The sequence below is a fragment of the Pedobacter sp. B4-66 genome (genome assembly GCF_018492665.1).
Lineage (GTDB): Bacteria > Bacteroidota > Bacteroidia > Sphingobacteriales > Sphingobacteriaceae > Pedobacter.
Window position 1 is genome coordinate 109,626 of record NZ_JAFVME010000004.1, and the last position, 17,955, is coordinate 127,580.

The 17,955-nt window shown below is 36.6% G+C and carries 18 protein-coding genes; 5 read left to right on the top strand and 13 right to left on the bottom strand.

Annotation, left to right across the window (positions count from 1 at the left end):
- Nucleotides 1-46: 46 nt before the first annotated feature.
- Together J1905_RS08910 and lnt are read left to right on the top strand one after the other, a co-directional pair.
- A complete protein-coding gene (locus tag J1905_RS08910; RefSeq protein WP_214226953.1) occupies nt 47-703 on the top strand; it encodes a PH domain-containing protein in 657 nt (218 codons plus the stop codon).
- A complete protein-coding gene (gene lnt, locus J1905_RS08915; RefSeq protein WP_214226954.1) occupies nt 703-2,322 on the top strand; it encodes an apolipoprotein N-acyltransferase in 1,620 nt (539 codons plus the stop codon). The genes J1905_RS08910 and lnt overlap by 1 nt, the downstream gene beginning before the upstream one ends.
- Here the strand turns inward: lnt and J1905_RS08920 are convergent, their stop codons facing one another.
- Together J1905_RS08920 and J1905_RS08925 are read right to left on the bottom strand one after the other, a co-directional pair.
- Nucleotides 2,323-3,963 carry an NAD+ synthase gene (locus J1905_RS08920; RefSeq protein WP_214226955.1) on the bottom strand — a complete coding sequence of 547 codons (1,641 nt, stop codon included), beginning with the start codon at nt 3,961-3,963 and terminating at the stop codon, nt 2,323-2,325. It lies immediately after the preceding gene.
- Between the two features lie 48 nt (nt 3,964-4,011).
- Nucleotides 4,012-4,674, bottom strand: a complete 663-nt coding sequence (locus J1905_RS08925) for a porin family protein (protein WP_173089998.1) — start codon at nt 4,672-4,674, stop codon at nt 4,012-4,014.
- A gap of 62 nt (nt 4,675-4,736) precedes the next feature.
- Here J1905_RS08925 and gldB point away from each other — a divergent pair, with 62 nt between their 5' ends.
- Nucleotides 4,737-5,780 (top strand): gliding motility lipoprotein GldB, encoded by a 1,044-nt coding sequence (gldB, locus tag J1905_RS08930; protein WP_214226956.1) that lies wholly within the window; start codon nt 4,737-4,739, stop codon nt 5,778-5,780.
- A 6-nt stretch (nt 5,781-5,786) separates the two neighbouring features.
- Complete coding sequence (locus tag J1905_RS08935; RefSeq protein WP_214226957.1) at nt 5,787-6,578, top strand: patatin-like phospholipase family protein; 792 nt, start codon at nt 5,787-5,789, stop codon at nt 6,576-6,578.
- Here the strand turns inward: J1905_RS08935 and J1905_RS08940 are convergent.
- From J1905_RS08940 to J1905_RS08970, 7 genes are read right to left on the bottom strand one after another with little or no spacing between them, the layout of a single operon-like run.
- Nucleotides 6,562-7,290: a 2-phosphosulfolactate phosphatase gene (locus J1905_RS08940; protein WP_214226958.1), complete on the bottom strand. Its 729-nt coding sequence runs from the start codon at nt 7,288-7,290 to the stop codon at nt 6,562-6,564. The two genes, J1905_RS08935 and J1905_RS08940, sit on opposite strands and share 17 nt — an antisense overlap.
- A gap of 24 nt (nt 7,291-7,314) precedes the next feature.
- A complete protein-coding gene (gene gcvT, locus J1905_RS08945; RefSeq protein ID WP_214226959.1) occupies nt 7,315-8,394 on the bottom strand; it encodes a glycine cleavage system aminomethyltransferase GcvT in 1,080 nt (359 codons plus the stop codon).
- 40 nt (nt 8,395-8,434) lie between these two features.
- Nucleotides 8,435-9,637, bottom strand: a complete 1,203-nt coding sequence (locus J1905_RS08950; protein ID WP_214226960.1) for a glycosyltransferase family 4 protein — start codon at nt 9,635-9,637, stop codon at nt 8,435-8,437.
- Nucleotides 9,638-9,655: 18 nt separating this feature from the next.
- Nucleotides 9,656-10,267, bottom strand: a complete 612-nt coding sequence (rnhB, locus tag J1905_RS08955; RefSeq protein WP_214226961.1) for a ribonuclease HII — start codon at nt 10,265-10,267, stop codon at nt 9,656-9,658.
- A 33-nt stretch (nt 10,268-10,300) separates the two neighbouring features.
- Nucleotides 10,301-11,392 carry an ABC transporter permease gene (locus tag J1905_RS08960; RefSeq protein WP_214226962.1) on the bottom strand — a complete coding sequence of 364 codons (1,092 nt, stop codon included), beginning with the start codon at nt 11,390-11,392 and terminating at the stop codon, nt 10,301-10,303.
- The gene (locus J1905_RS08965) at nt 11,392-12,528 is read right to left on the bottom strand and encodes a glycosyltransferase family 2 protein (RefSeq protein WP_214226963.1); all 1,137 of its coding nucleotides are present in this window, start codon (nt 12,526-12,528) and stop codon (nt 11,392-11,394) included. Before J1905_RS08965 ends, J1905_RS08960 begins: the two co-directional genes overlap by 1 nt.
- Nucleotides 12,506-13,483 carry a hypothetical protein gene (locus tag J1905_RS08970; protein ID WP_214226964.1) on the bottom strand — a complete coding sequence of 326 codons (978 nt, stop codon included), beginning with the start codon at nt 13,481-13,483 and terminating at the stop codon, nt 12,506-12,508. Before J1905_RS08970 ends, J1905_RS08965 begins: the two co-directional genes overlap by 23 nt.
- Nucleotides 13,484-13,526: 43 nt before the next feature.
- On the opposite strand from J1905_RS08970, the gene ruvC reads away from it, so the two are divergent.
- Entirely contained in the window at nt 13,527-14,093 is a 567-nt protein-coding gene (ruvC, locus tag J1905_RS08975) for a crossover junction endodeoxyribonuclease RuvC (RefSeq protein ID WP_214226965.1), read from the top strand.
- A gap of 1 nt (nt 14,094) precedes the next feature.
- Here the strand turns inward: ruvC and J1905_RS08980 are convergent, their stop codons facing one another.
- The 4 genes from J1905_RS08980 to atpA all read right to left on the bottom strand — a co-directional run bounded on the left by J1905_RS08980 (nt 14,095) and on the right by atpA (nt 17,899).
- A complete protein-coding gene (locus J1905_RS08980; RefSeq protein WP_214226966.1) occupies nt 14,095-14,946 on the bottom strand; it encodes a DUF4349 domain-containing protein in 852 nt (283 codons plus the stop codon).
- 169 nt (nt 14,947-15,115) lie between these two features.
- Nucleotides 15,116-15,331 (bottom strand): hypothetical protein, encoded by a 216-nt coding sequence (locus J1905_RS08985; RefSeq protein WP_214226967.1) that lies wholly within the window; start codon nt 15,329-15,331, stop codon nt 15,116-15,118.
- A gap of 84 nt (nt 15,332-15,415) precedes the next feature.
- Nucleotides 15,416-16,297, bottom strand: coding sequence for an ATP synthase F1 subunit gamma (gene atpG / locus J1905_RS08990; protein WP_214226968.1), 882 nt, complete (start codon nt 16,295-16,297; stop codon nt 15,416-15,418).
- Between the two features lie 27 nt (nt 16,298-16,324).
- Entirely contained in the window at nt 16,325-17,899 is a 1,575-nt protein-coding gene (gene atpA, locus J1905_RS08995) for a F0F1 ATP synthase subunit alpha (RefSeq protein WP_108204987.1), read from the bottom strand.
- Nucleotides 17,900-17,955: the final 56 nt, after the last annotated feature.

The following is a 17,955-nucleotide window of genomic DNA, read 5'->3' on the forward strand; positions in this document are numbered from 1 at the left end:
GTTCAATTTTTGATACCTGAAACTGAAATTATTATAAAGAAAGAAGATGATACTAATAGATAGATTTTTAAGTGATGAACAGGATCCTAAAGCAGTAGAAAAAGTTTTAGGTAAACTTAATGATATGTTAACCAGCAACGAGGAATTGATTTACATGGCTGTACAAAAAAAGCCCGCTGTAAACCTTTTACCAGACTGTATTGCTGTAAGTAACAAACGTATATTTTATTGTGAGCCCGGCAATTTTGGGATCACCATGAACTTTAAAGACATTTCATGGAAGAGCATCAAAGAGGTTTCTTTTAAAGAAGAATTATTTGGTTCTAAATTTATCTGCGTCCCATTACACGGAGAAAACATCATTACAGAATATATACCAAAGGTTCAAGCTCGTAAATTGTACCAAGCTGCTTATGAACAATTGGAAAGTTTTAAAGAACAACAAAGACAACTTGATCTTGAAGAAAGAAGATCGTCAACATCGCCTGTAACCGTAAATACTTTGCCTGCCCCAGAGCCAGTGCAAGAAGAAGAGCCACAAGCGTTCATTTCTCAGCCTCCAGTTGCTCCTGTAATACAGATTGAAGAACCAGAAGATGAAACTACATTAAAGCTAAGAAAACTAAAAAGCCTATACGATAAACACCTGATTACTCAGGAAGAATATGAAGCTAAAAAAGCTGATATTTTAGATAGCTTATAATGAAATTCAAAAACACTGCTCTCCTTGCTTTACTAAGTGCGTTTTTAATGTGGCTGGCATGGCCCCCTATTAAGTTTACCACACCTTTACTACTCATTAGTCTTGTCCCGCTACTTATTGCCTTAGAAAAGATTATACAAAGTGACATCCCTAAAAAGGGTAAGCGTGTTTTCTTAACGGCGGGATTAACCTTTCTAATTTGGAATACAGCATGTATTTACTGGGTATATAATGCCATCAGTGCGGTAAATAGCCCTGTGGTATCGTTCTTTGTGTCGCTCATTCCATTTGGCTTAGGTGCCTTACTAATGACCTTTGCCTTCTGGCTATATTACAAATTAGGTAGATTTGTAAATAAATACATCGCCTATCTAGGGCTAATATGCTTTTATATTGCCATGGAATTTCTGCATCAGGGCTGGGACCTTGCCTTTCCTTGGATGAATTTGGGTAATGGCTTATCCGGAATGCATCAGTTGGCCCAGTGGTATGAATTTACCGGTATTTATGGTGGTTCATTTTGGATTTTATTAAGTAACATTATTGCATTTGAGGCTTTTAAAGCACTTAAATCCAGAGAGACTGTGGGATTTGCAAAATTCAAATTTGCGCTCATCTGGTTTATTACTGTGGCATCTCCTATTGCATTATCCTTAACCTTATATAATAAATACGAAGAGAAGTCAGTTCCGGTTAATGTAGTAGCGGTACAACCAAACATAGATCCATATAAAAAGTTTGGAGGTATTTCTGCTAATGAACAACTTAAAGTGCTTACCCACTTATCCGATTCTGTTGCTCAGCTTAGTACAGAATATTTTATCTGGCCTGAAACAGCTATTCCAAGTGGTTCTGATGAAGACAGAATCCGTACAAACTCTGAATTTTTAGGTGCTCAGCAGTTTCTTGAAAAATATAAAAATGGCAGTATTATTAGTGGCATCGAAAGTTTTAAATTCTATAACGACAAACAAACCCCATCTGCAAGACAATATGATAACAGTACCTATGTAGATGTTTTTAATGCTGCATTACAGATTGAGAACTCTGCCAATGTACAGTTTTACCATAAATCTAAATTGGTACCAGGAGTAGAGAAAATGCCTTTCCCCGAAGCATTATCCATATTGGCTCCTGTTTTTGAAGGTTTTGGTGGTACTGTTGGTGGTTATGGTTGGCAAAAAGATCCTCAAGTATTTTATTCATATGGTGGCGTTGGCGCTGTTCCTGTAATTTGCTACGAATCAATATGGGGAGGTTGGATAGCAGAAGCTGTTAAGAATGGCGCTCAGTTTATCGCTATTGTAACCAATGATGGTTGGTGGGGAAACACATCAGGGAAAGACCAACATATGCTATACGCCACGTTAAGGGCTATAGAAACCCGAAGATATGTTATAAGATCTGCTAATACCGGCATCTCTTGCTTTATTAATCAAAAAGGTGATATCATTAAGCAAACCAAATGGTGGACCAGAACAGCTATTAAATCAGATATAAATTTAAACGATGACCTCACCTTTTATGTAAGAAACGGTGATTTTATCCCTAAAATCTTGTCTGTATTAGCTGTACTAATTGCATTGATTATTCCTTATAGAAAATGGGTTAGGAAGTAATTAAGAAAGGTATTTCCCTACAATTGGCATCCTTCGCCCCATACCAAATGCTTTAGGAGAAACCCTTAATATCGGCGGTGTTTGATAACGTTTAAACTCCGCTGAATTTACCATTTTAAGGATTCTTCTTACCAATGCTTCATCGTAACCTTGTGCAATGATTGCGGACGAGCTTTGCTTAAGCTCTATGTATTGAAACAAAATCTTATCAAGAATATCATAATCAGGCAAGGAATCAGAATCCTTTTGCCCTGGTCTTAACTCGGCTGATGGTGGTTTAACAATAGAATTCTCTGGTATTACTATCCCATCCTTATTAATATAATTTGCAAGTTGGTATACCTGTGTTTTATATACATCACCAATTACGCCGATTGCACCACACATATCACCATATAACGTTCCATACCCTACAGCACATTCACTTTTATTTGATGTATTCAATAAGATATAGCCAAACTTATTAGACATTGCCATCACAATAATACCTCTACATCTTGCCTGAATATTCTCTTCTGTAAGGTTAAATGGTAATCCTTTAAAAGCAGATGCCATCATACTATCAAATGCATTAGCTGCTTCTTTGATTGGAATAATTTCATGCTGACAACCGATGTTTTTAACCAGATCAAGCGCATCCTGTATAGAGTGGTCCGATGAATATTTTGAAGGCATTAACACAGCCATTACATTTTCAGCTCCTAAAGCACGACAAGCCAAGGCACAAACAATAGCAGAATCAATCCCTCCGGAAAGACCCAATACTGCTTTTCTAAAGCCTGATTTAGCAAAATAATCCTTAATCCCTAAAACCAACGCTTCATAAATCTGCTCAATATCTGGAACTGCCCTATGTGTTTTAGGCGCATATCCATTAATCACATCGCCCTCAACCTCATAAATCTTTAGCTCTTCCTTAAAATAAGCCATCTCATCCAAAAGATTGCCTTCCTTATCAAATGCCAAAGAACCACCATCAAAAACGATTTCGGTTTGTGCCCCTACCTGATTTACATACAACAAAGGAAGCTTGTATTTCTTAGCATTATCTGCAAGAACTACGACCCTTTCATCGTCATGACAATATGAAAATGGTGATGCCGCAATATTGATCATCAGATCAGGACCTTGCTTAATCAGTTCATCCATTGGATTAGAAACATACAATGGATTATTGTTGATGTTCCATAGGTCTTCACAAATAGTTAAAGCTATTTTACGACCCTTAAACGATATACACTCAAACTGAGTGGCAGGTTCAAAATAACGGTATTCATCAAATACATCGTAATTAGGAAGCAATGCTTTTTTTGCAATAGCTTTTACTTTACCCTCTTCAATAAAATATGCAGCATTGTACAGGTCTTTACCGGCAAGCACTTCATTTCTTACAGGTAAACCGACTATACAAGCAATTCCTTTACAATGAGTGGCAATCTCCTGAGCAGCAGTTTCGCACAAGCCGATAAATTCATCAAACTCTAAAAAATCACGTGGCGGATAACCACAGATGGCCAGCTCAGCAAAAACAACAAGATCAGCTCCTTTATCCTTTGCCAGCTGGATATTATCAATTATTTTTTTTGTATTGTATTCAAAATTACCAATGTGATAGTTGAGTTGCGCAAGTGCTATATTCATGTGCTTGTAATTGTAGAAAATTCTGTAACAGGAACCTTAGTAAGATTATTAAAAGAAAACACCAAAATTAATACCAATGTAATGATTACGGACATTGTTGTTTTTATCAGTTGTAATGTCGGTAAATCCATTATTATAGGTAAGTCCGGCAGCGATACTTGCATTTCCACTAAGTTCGAATTCTGCACCTCCGCCTAATATCAAACCTGCGCGATATAACTTAATGGTTTTAGAAATGTTCTCGTCACGAGTTGTTGCTTTTCCACTAGCATCAGAATCTTGTTTAGCTCCAATATTAAAATCGTTTGATAGTCCAAACTGGCCATACCATTTAATATCATTCATTTTAACAGTTTTTAGCTTAAGCGTAAGTGGCACTTCGATATACTGGAGCTTATATTTAAGCTCATAAGGTATTTGTGTTGGGGGATTAGTTTCCTGAGTAATGACCTGTGTACTTTTACCATTAATGGTAGTAATAGTAAGCCCTGTTGCAAAGCTATAATTCTCAGCAAAATTGAAATCGCCCATTAAACCGTATGAGAATCCAAGTGCAACACCATTACTTTTACCTACTTGTGGTTTTACCCAACCAATTGTTGGATGAGCGGTTAATCCAAGTCTAAAACCGTAATTTGGAGATGGTGCATATTGTGCAAAAACACTTCCCGTTACAAACAATAATAGTATTGCGATAAATGTGCGTTTCATATAAATATATTTTCCTTTAATGCCTATGAAGCTTGAATAAACTTACTTTATATTTGTTTACAATGATATATAACGTAAAATTTCATCAAAGCTATCTATTTTTTCTATTTGTGTCGGCTTTTTTTTCGTCGGTGCTGGTTTCATGTACTCAAAGTACTAAACCTGATGTGAGCTCAGTACAATTAGAGATTAAGATTGCGAGGTTTGACAAAGATCTGTTTGCCGGAAAATCCAAAGATCTTAAGGAAACTGATGAGCTTCTCAAAAAAAAATACGGTGCCTTTTATGATGATTATGTGCATAGAATGGTTGGTAATTTTGACTACACGAATGAGCAAATTCTAACAACACTATATCAGGACTCTGCTTATTCTGATTTAAACAAAGAGGTTGATAGTGTTTTTAAAGACATTAAACCCGTAGAAAAAGACTTATCTGAAACATTTAAATATATCCTTCATTACTACCCAAAAACAAAAGTCCCTCAGTTTATATCTTTTGTTTCCGGTTTTGCTGTGCAGACCCCAATTGGTGATAGTTATATGGGTATTGGACTGGATATGTTTATGGGTAAAAACAATAAGTTTTACAAAGCAATAATACAAAGTGTACCAACTTACCTATCGAGACGTTTTTCTCCTGAATACATTGTTCCGCGAATAACTGAAACTTATGCACGTGAAGAGTTGTTTCATGAACGTGATGAAGACAGAACATTACTTTCAAAAATGATTCAGAACGGAAAGATTTTGTATTTTATGGACAAGGTACTCGATGATAAAGTTGCAGACTCAGTTAAAATAGGGTACACTCAAAAACAATTAGACTGGTGTAAAACCTTTGAAAGCGACATATGGGCCTATTATCTTCAGAACAACCTGTTATTCGAAACAGATTATCAGAAAATACAAGTGCTTTTGAGCGAGGGCCCTTTTACTCCCGGACTTGGCGAAAAAAACGAATCTGCACCTAAACTGGGCATTTGGACAGGATGGCAAATTGTAAGAAAGTACATGCAGGAAAATAAAGAAGTTACCTTACAACAGTTAATGGCTGATCAGGATTCTCAAAAAATATTAAATTTATCAAAGTACAAACCTAAATAATGCTAAATGATTAAAATTGGGATCGTATTATCTGGTGGCGGAATCAGAGGAGTTGCACACCTTGGTGTTTTAAAGGCATTTGGAAATGCAGGTATTAAGTTTAGTCACATTAGCGGCACCAGTGCCGGTTCAATTGCAGGCGCACTATTTGCCTCAGGCATCGACCCGGAGGATATTTTAAATATTTTTATAAAAACAAAACTGCTAAAATTTTTAAGGCCTGCAGTTGGATCATTAGGTATAGTAAACATCGAAAATACATCGAGTTTATTTAAAGAATACTTCCCTGATGACAGAATAGAAAGCCTCAAAATTCCACTTACCATTGCTACCACTAACTTTAGCAAAGGAGAACTCGTATATTTCAACAAAGGGCCACTCATTAGAAGCATACAGGCATCAAGTTGCATTCCCGGAATTTTTAGACCGATTATGATTGATGATGAAATGTATGTTGATGGTGGTATTTTAAATAACTTTCCGGTTGAGCCCCTATTAAACAACTGCGATTTCATTATCGGATCGTCCTGCAACCACTTAAAACCTGTAGAAAAGATCACCAAGATTACAGCTTTAATGGCAAGAGCCGGATTAATGTCTGTAAATAAAGATATGGAAGAAAAGGCTGCCTTTTGCAATGTGCTAATTGAACCAAAAGGCATGGGGGAAATCAGCACTTTCGATATGAAAAAAGCGGAAACGATCTACTGGCTTGCGTACGAAGAAACGCTAAAAGCTATTAAAAATAATGAAAGCTTCAAAAACCTGATACAGGTTCCGATTAAAGAACTGAAATAGTTTTTAGAGGAACCAAAGCATCTCCGTCCATAACTGGAATAGCTGTACAGAGATTCAACTGCAAACAGAACTGTACATCTTCTTCTATATTTAATTCAGCTAATCTGTGACTATGAGAAGACTTATGAAGATAAGTCCTCAAATCATCTTTCGCTAGTTGATATAGGTCTTCGGCTGCTACAGAAGAATCGTCAAAATGTGTAAACTCCTTACGCAATTCGGCAACTACTGCCCCTGCAAACAAGGTATCTTCCAGATTAAATTTATCTTTCCAGCCGGCACAAAGCAGTAAAACACTTTTATCCTGAGTTTTAAGCCAGTTACACAAAGCCTGTAAGTTTAAAAACGAGCCCATCACAACCTGATGAGCTCGTTTTCTTGCCAAATGAAGGGCTTTTGTACCATTAGTGGTAGTAAGTACTACAGTTCTGCCTCCAACTTTTTCAGTTGTATATGAAAATGGTGAGTTTCCAAAGTCGTATCCTTCAACCACCTGTCCATCTCGTTCAGCTGCCAATAAAAATCCTTTATCAGAATAATTAAGACAATCTTCAACATTTGCTACCGGTATAATTGCAGTTGCGCCATTATCTATTCCATATACAATGGACGATGTAGCTCTGAGTACATCAATAACTACTACGATGCTATCTTCAATAGCATACAGATCTAATAATGCGGGCGTTAAACAAACTTCTATACTTTTGTGCATTGACAGGATATAAGGATATGGCTTTTATTTATAAAAAGGGAACTTAACTACTTTAGCTTTAATTTTATTGTTACGGATATTGATAAAGATCTCGGTTCCTTCTTTGTCCATACCTTTTGAAATGTAGCCCATTCCAATTGCTTTTTGTAAAGACGGAGCTTGAGTCCCGGATGTAACTTTACCAATTACATTACCTTCTGCATCAACGATCTCGTAATCATGACGAGGAATCCCTCTGTCGATCATTTCAAATCCAATTAATTTACGGGTTATTCCAGCTTCTTTTTGAGCCAATAAAGCATCAGAATTAGTGAATTTCCTAGTGAATTTAGTAATCCATCCTAATCCAGCTTCAATTGGTGAAGTGGTATCATCAATATCATTTCCATATAAACAGAAACCCATTTCTAAACGTAAAGTATCACGGGCACCTAAACCAATAGGCTTAATATTGAAAGGTTCACCAGCTTCAAAAATTGCGTTCCAGATTTTCTCAGCATGTTCGTTATCAAAGTAGATTTCGAAACCACCGGCACCCGTATAACCGGTAGCAGAGATTACTACATTATCAACACCTGCAAATGTACCTTTAACGAAGTTGTAGTACTCCATAGAAGCAAGATCAACATCTGTTAAATCTTGTAAGGCTTCTGCTGCTTTAGGGCCTTGTATCGCAAGTAAAGATGTTTTATCAGAAATATTGTGCATTTCTACACCTTTATCATTGAATTTCTGAATCCAATTCCAATCCTTATCTATGTTAGAAGCATTAACAACCAGCATATAGGTTTTTTCATCTATGCGATAAACCAATAAGTCATCAACAATACCTCCATCTTCATTTGGAAGGCAAGAGTATTGCACTTTTCCATCGTAAAGCTTTGAAGCATCATTGCTGGTAACACGTTGAATTAAATCAAGCGCATTTTCGCCCTTTAAAATAAATTCGCCCATATGGCTAACGTCAAAAACGCCAACACTGTTTCTAACCACAGCGTGTTCTGCATTTATACCTTCGTATTGAACCGGCATATTGTAACCTGCAAATGGCACCATTTTAGCCCCTAAAGAGATGTGTTTTTCTGTTAATGCGGTATTCTTCATATTCTATATCTGTAAAAACGTGGGCAAAGGTATATAAAATTTAAGCACTTACTAACTTTTGGTAGACTTTCAACATCCTTTTAGAGATCGTAAAAAAGTCGTGATCACGTTCTACTGTTTTCCTTGCATTTTCACCTATTTCACGCCATTTTTTTGGATTAGTGATGCATTGCAGAATAGACCTGTAAAACTCATCAGCAGTATTAGCAATAAGAATATCTTTACCATGCTCGCACTTGATTCCCTCGGCTGCCATACTTGTAGCAATAATACATTTACTCATGGCCATACCTTCAATAATCTTTACCCTCATTCCACTACCAGACAAGAGCGGAACTATCATAATCGCTTTAGAATTTATAAACTCTACGGCGTCAAAAATTTCACCTTCTACTACCAGATTTTCGGAATCATATTCAAAAAATTCTCTAGGCATGTTCTTTCCCGCAATATAGAAACGCAACTCGCTGCTTAGCTTTTCTATATCCGGCCATATTTCATCTAGAAACCACTCCAATCCTTCTTTATTTGGTCGCCAATCCATTGCCCCCAAATGAAACAATGTCGGGAAGCTGGTTTTCGAAGGATCAGTAACATATTTTTCAAAATCAAGTGCCACAGGAAAAACGTCAAGAGCAGTTTCGCAACCGAATCGAAGAATGCTTTGTCTGTCCTGTTCACTTATGGCAAACACCTGATGAAACCTGTTCATTTGCTCGGTTTCATAAACTTTTAACCGGCGTGCAAGAAACTGTAAATATCTGCGTCGGGGCGTAAACTTTTCAGTTCTGGCAATGCGCTCCCAAACATCAAACTCAATATTATGTGCTCGGTAAACTACTTTAGCTTTACTATTTTCCTTAACAACATCTAAATATGGCACTACAAAAAGCCCCTCAAATTGAATAATATCAAATTCAGTTTCCTTTAAAATCTCTTCAAGAAGTTTAGCCGCATCATCATCAAAATACCTCGAAACGTTATAAGATTCATTAGAGAAAATATTAAATAACGCCCCCCAGATATTTACTTCAGTATCCAAACTAAAGGAATGAAATTTTATACCGTCAAAAACGGGATCATAGATGTCATCAACATCAATTCTATGCTTATTAGTGTTAATACTAAATAGGGTAATTTCTACACCAAGCTGTAGCAACCCCTTAATAGTGTTATAAACTACTATTGGATATCCGCTGTTTGGCGGAAAAGGGACCCTATTTGTAAGAATTAATATTTTCAAATCATGTGAAAATACTAATTATCCTTCGTTTTCAGAAAACAGAGCCAGCTGTGGGTTACTAATTGTGAAAGTTTTACGATGAAATGGCGACAAACCATGTTTTAAAGCGGCCGACCTATGTACTATTGTAGGATAGCCCTTATTCTGTTGCCACTGATAATGAGGATACTGTAAAGATATATTCTCCATAAACTCATCTCTATGTGTTTTAGCAAGAATAGAGGCAGCTGCGATATTTAAATACTTACCATCCCCCTTAACAATGCAAGTATGAGGGATATTTGGATATGCTTTAAAGCGATTTCCATCAATACTCAGATATTTTGGCTGCACGGTTAACTTTTCTACTGCCCTATGCATAGCCAGAAAGGAAGCATTTAAGATATTAATATTGTCAATCTCCAGATTATCAACTTCAGCTACCGCCCAGGCAATTGCTTCCTTCTCTATAATCACTCTTAAATTGCAGCGCTGTTTATGGGTAAGCTTTTTAGAATCAGTTAACTCACCTGCAATAAAATCGGGAGGCAAAATAACAGCAGCAGCAAATACAGGCCCTGCCAAACAACCCCTACCGGCCTCATCACATCCGGCTTCTAATAATTCATTCTGATAACTGTTCAATAACATATTACAACAAAGTTAGCAAATTTAAAAGGTTCACTATACTGAGATGTTTTGCGACTTTACATCAAATGCATCTCTCAGTCCAATTGCCAATAAATTAAATGCGTAAACGGTAAGCATAATTGCAAGTCCGGGTAAAATGGCCAGGTATGCTGCATCCATAATTATGTATCCATAATGTTCTTTAATCATACCTCCCCAGCTCGGCATTGGTGGCTGTGCACCAAACCCGAAAAAGCTCAATCCAGATTCCAAAAGTATTGCTGAAGCAAAATTTGCTGAGGCAACAACCAATATGGGGCCGGCAATGTTAGGTAAGATATGTTTTATGATGATTCTTGGAGAAGAATAACCAAGCGCTTTTGAGGCTTCTATAAACTCAACTTCTTTTAATGCCAGCACTTGTCCTCGAACCAAACGGGCCACATCAACCCAGGTGGACAAACCAACAGCGATAAATATTTGCCAGAAGCCTTTACCTAGTGCAAAGGAAATTGCAATAACCAAAAGCACGGATGGCAACGACCAAATTACATTCATAAACCAGCTAATAGCCGCATCAGTTTTACCCCCAAAATAGCCGGCCAATGCGCCTAAACTAACCCCAATAAAAAGAGAAATGAGGACAGCCATTAATCCAACAGATAAAGAAACTCGGATTCCAAGGATAAGTCTACTGAGCAAATCACGACCATAAACATCTGTCCCCAGCCAAAAGGTTTGCCTGTAGTGATTATCTCCTTTAAGCAAAGGAAAGCTTATTTCCTCACCCTGTTCATCATCCCCAATATATGCTCTTGCATAAACCTTTCCCTGATCTTCACGATAAGAAGTAATAGGTATACTTTTAAAATTAGCAGCCTGACCATAGAGCATCTTTTGAAAAAAGTTAACCTGCTTTATGTTTTTACTTCTGCTGATGATTAAAAAGTCAAAAGACCTTCCCGGTTTCTTATTGGTAAGTTGAAGATGCATGGTATTGGCATTCGGGGTTTGATCAGGAGTAATTGCGAAACCCAGAATCCCTAAAAGAATAAGCATGATGATAAATAATAACCCTCCCAAAGCCAGTTTATTTTTTCTAAACCGTCTCCAGACTTTTCGTGAAGGGCTATTACTTATTTCCACTATTTTACCATTCTTCCTTTCCAGTTATATTTCCCGGAGTTGCCGGCAATACCAATGTAAACGATATAAATCATATGCAATATGTTGAGAACCGGTAGCAGAATCAATAGTTTGCGCCTTTTAGCAAAACCAGTCACATCATATAAAAATAAGAATTCGACTATAATTTTTGCTAATATCTGGAAGATGGCAAGTTTAAAATAGAACCCTATGAACAAACCAACACCTAGGTTCATCAGTATACTTAGATTAAACAACCAAATGCAAACACCTAAAACTATAATAGATTTGTTTTTATACCTGGTGCTTTTTGAAGCCCAACGTTTCCGCTGCTGAATAAATTCCTTCAAAGTAGATTTTGCATGGGTATAAACAATGGCATCCTCGTTTTTTAAAAATCCAATATTGTTATTATATCTGGCTGCTATTTTATGCAAAAGCAATTCATCATCTCCCGAAGCTAAGTCATCAATTCCCTTAAAGCCCCCAACTTCATAAAAAGCTTCCTTTTCATAAGCCAGATTGGCTCCATTACAAGTAGAGGGTTGTTTATTCCCTATTGTTGATGCCCCTAAACCTATAAGGTAAAGAAACTCCAGCGATTGTGCACGCTCAAAGAAACTTCTCTCCTGAAAATAAGCAACCGGAGAGGAAATCATTTTATAATCACCAGCTTCATAAAACTGAACAACCGTATTTAGCCATTCGGGTCCCATTCTGCAATCAGCATCTGTAGTGATGATTAAAGTACCGCTTGATTGTCTTATCGCAGTTTGTATCGCCTTCTTTTTATAAGAGTTTAATGGCTGATCTTCATTAAGACAAATTAGTTTTACCCCCCTATCTGCATACGAACCTATAATTTTAGCAGTGTCATCTGTCGAATGATCATCTATAAAAATGATTTCTGTAAGGGCTTTACTATAATTTTGTTCAAGCAGATCTTCTATTGTTTTAGAAATATTTGTTTCCTCATTACGTGCAGCCACCAAAATAGATACTTTAGTTTTCCCTTCACCTTCCGAAGTCTTAAAATAAACTAGACTGTGCCATCCTTTTATAAAGGCAATAACTACTATTACATATAAAATAGTCAAAAAAGAGGAGAGGTAACTAACTGCGCTGAATATTTCCAAAGAAATTAAGTTTAAAAACGAAATAAGTGCCTAATATAGCAGGAATTATAATATTTATTAACCAGATACTAGCTGTACAAGCTATAACTGCGACATTCTGATCTGTTATTGAACTAAAAAAGTACGATGCAGTAACACTTCTAACTCCAATATCAAAAAGATCAAGCGAAGGTAAGGTAGATTGAACAAAAAATAGAATACTTACCATCATCAAAATATCCAAATAGTGTAATTCTGGTATCAACCAATAAAAAAGGATAAAATATTGCGTACTAAATACAACGTACCTTGCCAAGCAAAACAAAAGTATATTTAATAATTCCTTTTTCTGATAACGTGCAAGAATGCTATAGAATTTTTTGTATTTACGTGTAAAACGCATGGAAACCAAAATTCCGTTTAACCATTTTATATTAAAATAGAAAATAATAAAAAACAAGCAAAACATTGTAGAAAGGATTACCAGAGCATAAAATAAGCGATAATCTATATTGACAAATTTGTAAATGAATACGCATAATGCAATGGCACCGAATACATTGGTAAGCACCATTTGACCAATATTTCCGACTGCCATGGCCACCACTCCCACAATCCTTCTTTTGGGCGATAAAAAGAAAACCCGGCCACCATATTCCCCAATTCTATTAGGTGTAAAAACTGCCCATGTTAAACCACAAAATACGGACTCAATAGATCTCCAGACGCTAATTTTCTCTACTCCTGAAATTAATCTTCTCCACTTTAAAGCCTCCAGGCCCCAGTTCAAAAACATGAGTGCAACAACCGTAGTCATAACCAAAATGATTTCTGACTGAGGAATTTGTTGTAACAGACTTCTAAATGAGCTTAAATTCTCATTATCTGACAGTTTGTTATAAATGATCCAAAAGGCAAATACAACAATTGCTGTTTTTATGAAGTAAGAAAGTAGTTTTTTGTACTGTGATGTCAACTTTTTTGTATTTACTATCTGCAAATATGCTTAATATTGTTCTATGTTGGCTGAAAAAAAGGAAAGGGTGATTATGGGTATAGACCCGGGAACTTCAATAATGGGCTACGGAGTAGTACTGGAGAAGGGAAGTAAAATTGAATTAGTTACCATGGGGATAGTGAGGATGGATCATATGGATGACCACTTTTTGAAGCTTCAGCGTATTTTTGAAAAGACAATAACACTTTTGGATGAATTTAAACCCGATTTCCTGGCACTTGAAGCTCCTTTTTATGGGAAAAACATTCAGGTGATGCTAAAATTGGGTCGTGCGCAAGGTGTAGCAATGGCAGCGGCCCTGTCCAGAAATATTCCGATTACAGAATATGCACCCCGAAAAGTTAAGCAGTCTATAACAGGAAGCGGAAATGCCAGCAAAGAACAAGTAGCGGCCATGTTGCAACGATTGTTAAATTTTAAGGAAACACCCGAATTTCTGGATGCTACCGATGGATTAGCTGTTGCTGTTTGCCATTCATTTCAGAAGGTAAGCACCAGCGGAGCAGGCAAATCCTACTCCGGTTGGGAAGCGTTTGCTAAAGACAATAAAAAGCGCCTTAAGCAGTAACTTAATTAGCGTTTGCTACTTTTCTTTTTCGGTAGTATTTAAAGCTGAAGTATGCAGCTACCCCAATTAATATCCATACCCATAAGTTCATTGCAACGAGTATAAATTCTTTAAAAATATACCATCCATTTTGAAAGCTTAGTCCTAATCTGGTAAAGAAATTTGGTCGGTAACTATACAAATCATCATTTCCAACTAGAAGGCTCTTAACCGTGTTGTCCTGATAAAAATTAAGTGTAATTGTGCTATACTGAACCTTACTATCAATCATCAGATTTTCAATCTTTTTATCTACGTAATCATCCTTAAGAGATAGGGAGGTTTCAACATTATTGCTTTTCTTATTGGCATGCTTGTTAAGCTGATCCACGGCCTCAACTCTATTCTGATTCTTTAGTTTGTTGCTTAAATAAACAATACTCTGATCATCCATTTTCAGTGATTGCTGGTCAATAAATACGGCCATCTTTGCCACTTTATTTGTAAACTCATCCAGTTTTTCTGATGGAACTTTTGCTATTATTAATCCTTCAGTCCGATAAGAAGTAAGTTCTAGTAATGAATCCGTCGAATACTTTACCTTTTCAGTTTGCTGGATATTACTTTGCACAGTAAACTCTGCAACGGTTCCTCCTTCTGCTTTGATTGCCGAGCTTAACTTCTCTTTCGTATTCTGAACGTCCTTAACCCTGAAACGCATATCTGCTGTCTTGATAATTTTCTCACTTAAAAGTGAGTCTGTTGTTTCAAGATTGGCTGCAGTTCCATCTGAATTTTCTAAATTAGATTCTCTTTTTGAATTACACGAGAACATAGCTATTGTGAATACACAATAAATTAAATATTTTTTCATAATATTAATAGATAGCTTTTTCTCTTAATACAAAATATCAAATTAGGTAACCTTAAAATTCCAGCAAATAAGGTCAAGTGCACTTTAATCCATATAAATGTTACAAAAAAAAACGTCCTCACTAGCATTTGCTAATGAGGACGTTCCTAAAAAACTTATGTTTTAAATACTATGCGTCTAGTATTTTAAATACACCTTTACAAGCGATTACAGATCCTACACCCAAGATTGCCCAAGAGATAATAGAAAGTGTGGTAGAGTCACCAGCAAAGCGTAAAAAAACGCCTAAAATACCAACTAAAACCCCAATGGTTATCAATTTATAAATTGACGTATCATTAGCCCTTTTCATGCTTTCTGTATTGTGCTTTGGTGTCTGTTCCATTCTACTGTTTTTATTTACTGCGCAAAAATAATATTTTTTAAACTAATACAGCATATTACGCTGATCTTTTTATATCACTCAATTCTATCCGTTTAAAGCAGCTGCACCACTTACAATCTCTGTAAGCTCAGTGGTAATTGCAGCCTGACGAGCTTGATTGTATGAAAGTTTTAAGGCTTTCAACAAGTCACCGGCATTTTCAGTTGCTTTATCCATTGAAGTCATACGGGCACCATGCTCTGAAGCATGAGAATCCAATACTGCTTTGTACAATTGAATCTTAATTGACTTAGGTATTAACTGCTCAACTATTTCCTCCTGTGAAGGCTCTAAAATATAGTCTACATTAGAAGATTTCTCTTCTGCAGCATCCTGTCCACTAGTTAATGGAATTAGTTGTTCTGTCGTTAAAATTTGAACAGCAGCATTTTTAAATCTGTTGTATACCAATTCAACTCTATCATAATCGCCTTTAGCAAAGCCTGCCATGATAGTATCAGTGATTTTGGTTACATTTTCGAAAGTAAGATCAGCATATACTTCGTTATTGTTTCCAATTACGCTGTAGTTGCGTTTCTCGTAGAAATCCTGAGCTTTCTTACCGATAGCAACTATACTTACATTACCATTTTTAAACTGTTCGCTATACTTATCGGCAATTAAATTATTAGTAGCTTTAATTACGTTCATATTAAACGCACCAGCTAAACCACGGTTAGAAGAAACCACAATGATCAAAACCTTATTAGGTTCACGCTCTTGTATAAAAGGTGACGATGATCCTTCTAAACTTGCAGAAAGATTTCCTAAGATCTCTTTTAGCTTGGTAGCATAAGGACGTAACTGTATGATAGCATTAGTTGCACGCTTCAACTTCGCAGCCGAAACCATTTTCATGGCTTTGGTAATCTGCTGAGTAGATTGTACCGATGCTATTCGAATTCTTACTTCTTTTAAATTAGCCATTCTTCTTTATCTTCAGTTCAGCTTTTATTAGTATTTACTTGAAAGCTCTTTAGCCACAGTTTCTAATACTCCAGTGATTGAATCATCTAATTTACCAGCTTTTAAAGCTTTTAAAGTTTCCGGATGACGCAATTCTAATTGCTGTAAATATTCAGCTTCAAACTCTCTTACTTTATTTACAGGAACTGAACGCATTAAGTTTTTAGTACCAATGTAAATAATAGCAACTTGTTTCTCAACAGTCATTGGAGAGAACTGACCTTGTTTCAAAATCTCTACGTTACGAGAACCTTTATCAAGAACTGATTTAGTAGCTGCATCTAGATCTGAACCGAATTTAGAGAAAGCCTCTAACTCACGGTATTGAGCCTGATCTAACTTTAATGTACCTGCAACTTTCTTCATCGACTTGATCTGAGCGTTACCACCCACACGTGATACAGAGATACCTACGTTGATTGCCGGACGAACACCTGCGTTGAACAAGTTACTTTCTAAGAAGATCTGACCGTCAGTAATTGAAATTACGTTAGTAGGGATATATGCAGAAACGTCACCAGCTTGAGTTTCGATAATAGGTAATGCAGTTAATGAACCACCACCTTTAACGATACCTTTTAATGATTCTGGTAAATCGTTCATTGCTTGTGCGATCTCGTCATTTGAGTTGATCTTAGCAGCACGCTCTAATAAACGACTGTGAAGATAGAACACGTCACCTGGATAAGCCTCACGACCCGGTGGACGACGTAACAACAATGACACCTCACGGTAAGCAACAGCTTGTTTAGATAAATCATCATAAACAATTAAAGCTGGTCTTCCAGTATCACGGAAAAATTCACCTATCGCCGCACCAGAGAAAGGAGCATAAAACTGCAATGGAGCAGGTTCAGCAGCAGAAGCAGCAACAACTACTGTATATGGCATTGCACCGTTCTCTTCAAGAGTACGCACAATGTTTGCTACAGTACTTGCTTTTTGACCACAAGCTACATATATACAGAATACAGGGTTACCTGCTTCATAAAATTCTTTTTGATTGATAATGGTATCAATACATACAGCTGTTTTACCAATCTGACGATCACCAATAACAAGCTCACGTTGACCACGGCCAATAGGAATCATCCCATCGATAGCTTTAATACCAGTTTGTAAAGGCTCAGTCACCGGCTGACGATAAATTACACCAGGTGCTTTACGTTCAATCGGCATTTCATAAGTCTCTCCTAAAATAGGACCTTTACCGTCGATTGGCTCGCCAAGTGTGTTAACAACACGACCTAACATACCTTCACCAACTTTAATAGAGGCAATTTTTTTAGTACGTTTAATAGTATCACCTTCTTTGATTTTGTCTGAAGGGCCCAATAGAACCACACCAACATTATCTTCTTCAAGGTTCAAAACAATACCTTGCAAGCCGGTTTCAAATTCAACTAATTCGCCCGATTGAACTTTAGTTAAACCATAAACACGGGCAATACCATCACCCACCTGCAATACGGTGCCAACTTCTTCAAGTTCTGCTTCTGATTTGAAGCCCGCCAATTGTTGCCTGATAATTGCCGATACTTCGTCTGGTCTTACCTCTACCATAATTTTATATTATTTCTTTTGTAAATTCAGTATATGTTATCTCTTGTTATATCATC

Bases quoted from the DNA above. Each gene is read 5' to 3' on its own strand.
- J1905_RS08910 (WP_214226953.1), top strand. From the start codon at position 47: ATGATACTAATAGATAGATTTTTAAGTGATGAACAGGATCCTAAAGCA.
- lnt (WP_214226954.1), top strand. From the start codon at position 703: ATGAAATTCAAAAACACTGCTCTCCTTGCTTTACTAAGTGCGTTTTTA.
- J1905_RS08920 (WP_214226955.1), bottom strand. From the start codon at position 3,963: ATGAATATAGCACTTGCGCAACTCAACTATCACATTGGTAATTTTGAA.
- J1905_RS08925 (WP_173089998.1), bottom strand. From the start codon at position 4,674: ATGAAACGCACATTTATCGCAATACTATTATTGTTTGTAACGGGAAGT.
- gldB (WP_214226956.1), top strand. From the start codon at position 4,737: ATGATATATAACGTAAAATTTCATCAAAGCTATCTATTTTTTCTATTT.
- J1905_RS08935 (WP_214226957.1), top strand. From the start codon at position 5,787: ATGATTAAAATTGGGATCGTATTATCTGGTGGCGGAATCAGAGGAGTT.
- J1905_RS08940 (WP_214226958.1), bottom strand. From the start codon at position 7,290: ATGCACAAAAGTATAGAAGTTTGTTTAACGCCCGCATTATTAGATCTG.
- gcvT (WP_214226959.1), bottom strand. From the start codon at position 8,394: ATGAAGAATACCGCATTAACAGAAAAACACATCTCTTTAGGGGCTAAA.
- rnhB (WP_214226961.1), bottom strand. From the start codon at position 10,267: ATGTTATTGAACAGTTATCAGAATGAATTATTAGAAGCCGGATGTGAT.
- ruvC (WP_214226965.1), top strand. From the start codon at position 13,527: ATGTTGGCTGAAAAAAAGGAAAGGGTGATTATGGGTATAGACCCGGGA.
- J1905_RS08980 (WP_214226966.1), bottom strand. From the start codon at position 14,946: ATGAAAAAATATTTAATTTATTGTGTATTCACAATAGCTATGTTCTCG.
- J1905_RS08985 (WP_214226967.1), bottom strand. From the start codon at position 15,331: ATGGAACAGACACCAAAGCACAATACAGAAAGCATGAAAAGGGCTAAT.
- atpG (WP_214226968.1), bottom strand. From the start codon at position 16,297: ATGGCTAATTTAAAAGAAGTAAGAATTCGAATAGCATCGGTACAATCT.
- atpA (WP_108204987.1), bottom strand. From the start codon at position 17,899: ATGGTAGAGGTAAGACCAGACGAAGTATCGGCAATTATCAGGCAACAA.